The following is a 7,123-nucleotide window of genomic DNA, read 5'->3' as shown; positions in this document are numbered from 1 at the left end:
CCAGCACCACCACGCGCCGGGTGGACGTGCTGGAGGACAACCCGGCCACCGCGCGGCTGATCTCCGAAGCGCTGGGCCTGCTGGGGCTGGAGGCCCGCGTCATCGCGGGCGCGGAGGTGGCCGCGCTGGAGCCGCCCGTGGGCGTGGTGGTGTCGTGGGACTTCGCGCCGGCCTACGGCAAGAAGGCACTGGAGCTGGCCCGGGGACTGAGCCAGGGCGCGCCCTTCGTCGTGTTGGCCGAGCACCTCACCATGGAGACAGCGCTGGCGTCGCTGCGCGCCGGGGCCGCCGCGTGCCTGCCCAAGCTGCTCTCCGACACCGCCGCGCTCAGCCGGGAGCTGAGCCTCGCCTTCAAGAAGGCCTCCGCCTGAAAAGACTCCGGCCCCGGGTGCCCCGCTTCGCGCGGAGCCCACCGGGGCCGGAAACCCTACGGCACTACGGAGCCTTCAAACGGCTCAGTAGTCCATGTCGTCGCCGCCGTACTCCGGCATGGCGCCGCCACCCGCGCCGCCCTTGGCCTTCTTCTTCGGGCGCTCGGCGATCATCGCCTCGGTGGTGAGCAGCAGGGACGCCACGGAGGCGGCGTTCTGCAGCGCGGTGCGCTCGACCTTCGTCGGGTCGATGACGCCGGCCTTCTCCAGGTCCTCGTAGACCTCCGTGCGGGCGTTGAAGCCGAACGCGCCGGTGCCTTCCTTGACCTTGTTGATGACGACGGCGCCCTCGATGCCGGCGTTGCTGGAGATCTTGCGCAGGGGCTCCTGGAGCGCCTTGCGGATGATCTCCACGCCGAAGTCCTGCTCGCCGCCCAGCTTCAGGCCGTCCAGCGCCTTGAGGCTGCGGATGTAGGCCACGCCGCCGCCGGGGACGATGCCCTCTTCGACGGCCGCGCGGGTCGCGTGCAGCGCGTCCTCCACGCGGGCCTTCTTCTCCTTCATCTCCACTTCGGTCGCCGCGCCGACGTTGATGACCGCCACGCCGCCCACGAGCTTCGCCATGCGCTCCTGGAGCTTCTCGCGGTCGTAGTCGCTGGTGACCGTCTCGATCTGGGTGCGGATGAGCTTGATGCGGCCCTCGATGTCCGCCTTCTGGCCGGCACCGTCCACGATGGTGGTGTTGTCCTTGTCCACCGTGATGCGCTTGGCGCGGCCCAGGTCGTTGAGGGTCAGGTTCTCGTACTTGTGACCCAGCTCCTCGCTCACCACCATGCCGCCCGTCAGCGTGGCGATGTCCTTGAGCATGTCCTTGCGGCGGTCACCGAAGCCCGGCGCCTTCACCGCGGCCACGTTCAGCACGCCGCGGATCTTGTTGACCACCAGCGTGGCCAGGGCCTCGCCCTCGATGTCGTCCGCGATGATGAGCAGCGGCTTGCCCGAGCGCGCCACCTGCTCCAGCACGGGGATCATGTCCTGCATCGACGAGACCTTCTTCTCGCTGATGAGGATGTAGGGGTCGTCCATGACGACCTCCATGCGATCGCGGTTCGTGACGAAGTACGGCGACACGTAGCCACGGTCGAACTGCATGCCCTCCACCACGTCGAGCGTCGTCTCCAGGCCCTTGGCCTCCTCGACGGTGATGACGCCCTCCTTGCCGACCTTCTCCATCGCGTCCGCGATGGTCTGCCCGATGGTCTCGTCCCCGTTGGCGGAGATGGTGCCCACCTGCGCGATGGCCTGCTTGTCCGTGGTCGTCTTGGACATCTTCTTCAGCTCCGCGACCACCACCTCCACGGCCTTGTCGATGCCGCGCTTGAGGTCCATGGGGCTGTGGCCGGCGGCCACCAGCTTCAGGCCCTCCTCGTAGATGGCGCGCGCCAGCACCGTCGCCGTCGTCGTGCCGTCACCCGCCTTGTCGGAGGTCTTGGACGCGACCTCCTTCACCATCTGCGCGCCCATGTTCTCGAAGCGGTTCTCGAGGTCGATCTCCTTGGCGACGGTGACGCCGTCCTTGGTGATGGTGGGCGAGCCGAAGCTCTTCTCGATGACCACGTTGCGGCCCTTGGGACCGAGCGTCACCGCGACCGCATCCGCGAGGACCCGGACGCCGCGCAGGATGGAATCCCGCGCGGACTGGTGGAAGAAGATTTCCTTCGCTGCCATCGTAACCTCCGATAATTCTTGGGGAATTTCTACAAATGGGGATGGCCGTTAGCACTCGGCCATGTCGAGCGCCAACATAAGGGTCGCGTCGACGATGTCAACGGAAAGGGGCAGGCGTGTGGGCCTGAGGACGCCTTCTGGCCCGCCCGGGTGGGGGGTTCAGGCGACCTTCAGGAAGGCCCTACTCCGCGAAGCGCACGAGGTTGAGCAATTGCCCCATGTCCAGGGGCTTCTGCAGGGTGATGGCGACGCCTTTGCGCAGGCCGCGGTCGGAGATGTTGGCGTCGTTGCTGGCGGTCATCATCAGGACGGAGATGTTCTGGAAGCGGGGGTCCGCCTTCAGCATCTCCGTGAAGTGGATGCCGTCCAGGTGGGGCATCAGGTAATCGGTGATGACCAGCCCCACGGGATGACGCTCCATGATGTCCAGGGCCTGGAGCGCGTCCGATGCCGAGAACACGGTGTAGCCATGCATCTCCAGGTAGCGAGAGAGCATGGTGCACAGCTCGTAATCGTCGTCGACGACCAGGATGTTCACGGGGTTCGGGCCGAAACGGGGCGCTGGAAGGTAACAGCCACGCCGGTCGTTGACAACGCGAAGCACGGCTTCTTAGCTGCCGGCCCGTATGGCGAAGCGCACGGCGAAGCAAGGGGAGGCGCGGGGCGTGGACGCGCGACTGGAGGGGGTGGCGGACGCCTTCGAGGCCCAGGACTTCGAGGCCGCGCTCGCCAGCGCCGACGCCCTGCTCCGGGACGTTCCGGACTCACCAGAAGCCCTGCACTACCGGGCCGCCGCGCTGGTGGAGGTGGGCCGCCTGGAGGACGCGGGCAAGGCCTACGGCACCGCCCTGAAGGTCGCTCCGGAGGACCTGGAGATCCTCTTTGGCGCGGCGGAGTTCCTCGTCTGCCGCACGGGCGAGGACCGCGAGGCGGTGGAGGAAGGGCTGGAGTGGTGCGGCCGCGGGCGCAAGCTGGCGCACAAGGCCGACGACGTGGAGCTCGTCTACGAGTTCCTCCTCCTGGAGGGCATGGGCCTCAACCAGCTGGGGGAATGCGAGGCCGCGCTCAAGAGCCTGGACCAGGCGCTGACGCACATGCCGCGCTCCCCGGACGCACAGCTGGAGCGGGGCATCGCGCTTTTTGAGCTTTGCCGCTTCGCGCCCGCGCAGGAGGCCTTCGAGCGGGTGCTGAAGGACGCGCCGGACGAGGCGTGGGCGCACCACTACCTGGGGCTCATCGCGGAGCGGCGCAAGGACGCGCGCGAGGCGAAGAAGCGCTTCGCGCGCGCGCAGGCGCTGGCGCCGGAGGAGCTGCCGCCGCCGGTAGCTCTGGAGGAGGCGGCGTTCGACCGCGCGGTGGAGGACGCGATGCGCGCCCTGCCCTCGCAGGTGAAGCAGTACATGGACAACGTGACCCTGGCGGTGGAGGACCTGCCGTCGGACGAGGACCTGCTGGGTCAGCAGCCGCCGCTGTCGCCGTGCATCCTGGGGGTGTTCCGGGGCACGCCCGTGGGCGAGCGCAGCGTGATGGACGCGGCGGATCACTTCCCGCCCGCCATCGTCCTGTACCAGAAGAACCTGGAGCGCTTCGCGCGCACCCGCGAGGAGCTCATCGAGCAGATTGGCATCACGGTGATGCACGAGGTCGGTCACCTGATGGGTCTGGATGAGGACGACCTGTGGGAGCGGGGGCTGGACTAGCGCCGCGCTCCCCTGCCCTGATGCCCGCCATGCGAGCATGGATGAAGCTGGGGCTGATGGCGGTGCTGGGCCTGACGGGCTGCACCGGCGACGGGGAGGACACTCCGCGAGTGTGTCCCCAGGTGGTGGTGTTCGCGCGCTCGGACACCGGGACGTGCCAGGCGTACCCGACGCCGTGCGACGTGCCGGAAGGGTTCGTCGCGTGCTGCGGCGGGCTCTTCGGGGGCTGCGTGACGGACGTGTCCGGAACGAACTGCGTGGATGATCCGACCGACACGTGTCAGCCCGGGAGGGCCGCGGACTGCCCGGGCATCTGCCAGTAGGGCCGTGGCGGATGCGTCAGGCGGCGCGCGAGCCCTTGTCCTCGAAGTAGGCCCGGCGGGCGCGGGCGCAGGTGGGGCACTGCCACTGCACCAGCGTGAGGTGGCGCTCGCCCAGGACGACGGCCTCGTGGCGGAGCGAGTCCCGGGGGGCCTCGCCGCTGGCCCCGCAGGCGCAGCGCAGCCGGCCCAGCGTGGACAGCAGCTCCTGCGAGCCGGTGATGGGGATGGCGGCCCAGGCGCTGTCGCCCTGGTGGTCGGCGTCGAACTTGCGCGCGAAGGCGCGGCGCCGGCCCCAGGCGCGGCCCTTGCGCCAGAGCTCCACCGGGCCGCCCTGCGCGATGACGAACCAGAGGGCGAGGCACACCCCCATGACGCCCAGGAGGAAGGTGCCGGCCTCTCCGGCCGACGGTGACGGAGCCAGGCGGCGCGCCCCGCGGCCCGCGAGCTGGACGTAGTAGCCGCGATGGTCCTCGGTGGCGCGCACGGCCTTCACGTACTCCGCGATGCGTTCGGGAGGCACGGCGTCCGCGAGGCTCTGGTAGCGGTAGTCGAGCACCAGCGTCTTGCCGTCCGCGCGGGTGTCGGCCTCGAAGTGGAAGGCGGGACCGTCCACGACGTCATGGTCCTTGCCGGCGTGGAGGGGCTCGCCGGACTTGAGCGTGATGCGGTGGCGGGCGAAGACGGGGTGCTCCACCTCCAGCGGGAAGGCGCGGTGGGAGTAGCTCGGCTCGGTGAGGTACTCGTGGAAGGTGTGCGCGCTGAAGTCCCGGCGGCCGTCGGAGGACCAGAAGTCCTCGATGCGGTAGTGCTCGTGCACGACGAGCACGTTCTTCGCCGTGTCGTCGTCCACCGTCAGGGGCTTCGCGACGGAGATCTTCGCGTCCTTCTTCGCGTAGTAGTTGACGTAGAAGCGGGACAGCTCGGACACGGGCGTGCCCGCGAGCAGGCGGCGCATGGAGTTGGCGGACTCGCCCGTGCGGGTGGTGACGACGTCCAGCGTCGCCGGCCCGTCGCGGTCCGTCGCGACGTAGGTCTCGTCCACGAAGACGGAGGGCTCCTTCAGCGTGGGCGCGGGGATGGTGGAGAGCGCCGTCGTGCCGGGAGCGACGATGAGGGCCCGGCCGTAGGGAGGTGGCTCGTAGCTGTCCAAGCCCCCGCGCTCCAGGGTCGAAGTGGGATCCACCCACAGCTCACGGCCCGCCACGGTGGCGTGGACGATGGCGTGGTCGAACGCGTTGGCGGTGGGACGCCAGCCGTCTAGCAGCTGCGTGAGGCCGGTGTTCACGAGCGCGGGCTGCGCGTCGATGCCCAGCCCCCTGAGGAGCGCCACCAGCAGCAGGGACTTGTCCTTGCAGTCGCCGAAGCGGCGCTGGAGGACCTCATCGGGCGGATGGGGCTGGTGGGAGTTGGGGCCCATCTCGATGCCCAGGTAGCGCACCTCGTCCTGGACGAAGCGCAGCGCGGCGAGGAAGCGCGCCTCGGGCGTGGGCTCCCGGCCCAGCCGGCGGATCTCCTGCTCCAGCGCCTTCGAGCGCGCGGGCACCTGGAACAGCCCGGAGGCCCAGCGGGCGACGTCGTTCCAGTCCTTGTACTCACTGAGCTGGATCCAGGCGTAGACGGGCTGCCAGCCGGGGACCTTGTCCTCGGAGCGGACGGCGGGGACGTGGCGGCGCTCCAGGATGATCTCGCGCTCGTCGCCGAGCATCGCCTCCGAGCGCGTCAGGCCCGGCGCGGCGAAGTCCCGGATGAAGAGCGTGCGCCCACGGCCTTCCGGCCACAGCAGCCGGTAGGCGAAGTGGCCCACGGGGAAGGGCTGGCCCACGGAGACGACGTCGGAGAAGCGGCCGCCGAAGACGGGGTTGGCGCCTTCGATGGTGTACGCGAGCTCCAGGGTGTCGCCGACGCGCACGTCGCGCAGGAAGGGCACCACGGAGAGGGTGCCGTTGTAGAGCCGGTTCTGGAGCTCGGGCTCCTGCTGGATGACGCGGGCTTCGGCGGGCTGGAAGAGGTCCTCGCGGCGGCCGTCGCGAAGGCGCCAGATGCCGTGGACGGTGAGCTTCTGGTACGTCGGATCGAAGTGGATCTGGATGTCCGTGGCGCGGTCGATGCCTTGCGGCGCGAGCACCTTCCGGGCCGCGTGCAGGTAGTGCTCCTGCGAATGGCCAGACACGCGCATCTGTTCCTCCAGCAGCAGCCGGGAGACGCTCGTCTCCTCTTCACCCGCGGAGGACGGGCCGGAGTCCGGAGGAATGGGAAGCGGCTTCACCCAGGCCGCCGGAGGCCCGACCCGGAAGGGCAACGCGGTCGTCGCCGCCCGCGCGGCCCCGGAGCTCAAGGACAGACACAGGCACAGCAGCAGGACGGACGCCGGGGAAAGACCCGGTGCCAGGAGGACGGGACGGAAGGTTCGGCGCATGGCGGAAGGGCGCTCATCATGAAGCCCGGATGACGCGCCGGGCAAGGCGCCCCCTGGGACGCAGAGCGGGCGTCCACCCTCACCTTTCACCAGTGAAAACCGACATGCGCGCCAGGTCTGGAATCGCGGCGAGCCGGATTAGGGTTCCGGCCGTCGGTTGGAAGGACAAGGAGGCTTGGGATGGTCAACGTGAGGCAGGTCGCGACGCGGTTGAAGAGTGCGCTCCTGGCGGACCCGGAGCGCTTCTACACGAACGAGACAGGGGCCTGGGTGGCTGGGATGCCCGCGCCGCAGGAGATCCGGGTGACGACGGGCCGGGAGCCCTTCTGGATCAACCTGGGCTACTGGAAGCACGTGGAGAAGGTGGACGACACCAACGTGGAGCGCGTGGGGGAGCTGTTCCGGTCCGCGCAGGCGGAGATGGCGCGCCTGTTGGCGAGGACGGCGAAGCTGGGGCCGGGGGATGCCGTCCTGGACTGCGGCTTCGGGTACGCGGATCAGGACCTGCTGTGGGCGGAGGAGTTCAAGCCCGCGAGCATCGTCGGGGTGAACATCACGCCCAACCAGGTGCGGGTGGGCCGGGAG

6 protein-coding genes and 1 pseudogene are annotated in these 7,123 nt (G+C 69.6%); 4 read left to right on the top strand and 3 right to left on the bottom strand.

Features of this window, described 5'->3' with window-relative positions:
- Positions 1-371: pseudogene (locus D7W79_RS35890) on the top strand (hybrid histidine protein kinase/response regulator SinK); the annotation flags it as partial.
- An 84-nt stretch (positions 372-455) separates the two neighbouring features.
- Here D7W79_RS35890 and groL read toward each other — a convergent pair.
- Together groL and D7W79_RS35880 are read right to left on the bottom strand one after the other, a co-directional pair.
- Positions 456-2,099 (bottom strand): chaperonin GroEL, encoded by a 1,644-nt coding sequence (groL, locus tag D7W79_RS35885; RefSeq protein ID WP_120529802.1) that lies wholly within the window; start codon positions 2,097-2,099, stop codon positions 456-458.
- A gap of 181 nt (positions 2,100-2,280) precedes the next feature.
- Positions 2,281-2,637: a response regulator gene (locus tag D7W79_RS35880; protein ID WP_120529801.1), complete on the bottom strand. Its 357-nt coding sequence runs from the start codon at positions 2,635-2,637 to the stop codon at positions 2,281-2,283.
- 88 nt (positions 2,638-2,725) lie between these two features.
- Here D7W79_RS35880 and D7W79_RS35875 point away from each other — a divergent pair, with 88 nt between their 5' ends.
- Both D7W79_RS35875 and D7W79_RS35870 read left to right on the top strand, forming a co-directional pair.
- The gene (locus D7W79_RS35875) at positions 2,726-3,799 is read left to right on the top strand and encodes a metallopeptidase family protein (RefSeq protein ID WP_208729928.1); all 1,074 of its coding nucleotides are present in this window, start codon (positions 2,726-2,728) and stop codon (positions 3,797-3,799) included.
- Between the two features lie 29 nt (positions 3,800-3,828).
- The gene (locus D7W79_RS35870) at positions 3,829-4,122 is read left to right on the top strand and encodes a hypothetical protein (protein ID WP_120529803.1); all 294 of its coding nucleotides are present in this window, start codon (positions 3,829-3,831) and stop codon (positions 4,120-4,122) included.
- A gap of 16 nt (positions 4,123-4,138) precedes the next feature.
- On the opposite strand, the gene D7W79_RS35865 is transcribed toward D7W79_RS35870, so the two are convergent.
- Positions 4,139-6,538: a DUF3857 domain-containing protein gene (locus tag D7W79_RS35865; RefSeq protein WP_120529800.1), complete on the bottom strand. Its 2,400-nt coding sequence runs from the start codon at positions 6,536-6,538 to the stop codon at positions 4,139-4,141.
- A gap of 180 nt (positions 6,539-6,718) precedes the next feature.
- Here D7W79_RS35865 and D7W79_RS35860 point away from each other — a divergent pair.
- Positions 6,719-7,123 (top strand): SAM-dependent methyltransferase (locus D7W79_RS35860; RefSeq protein ID WP_369127256.1); only part of this gene is annotated, 405 nt, incomplete at its 3' end.

It is taken from the genome of Corallococcus exercitus, from assembly GCF_003611585.1.
Taxonomy (GTDB): domain Bacteria; phylum Myxococcota; class Myxococcia; order Myxococcales; family Myxococcaceae; genus Corallococcus; species Corallococcus exercitus.
Note: the sequence above shows the minus strand (reverse complement) of the source record. Positions and strands in the feature narration are given on the sequence as shown.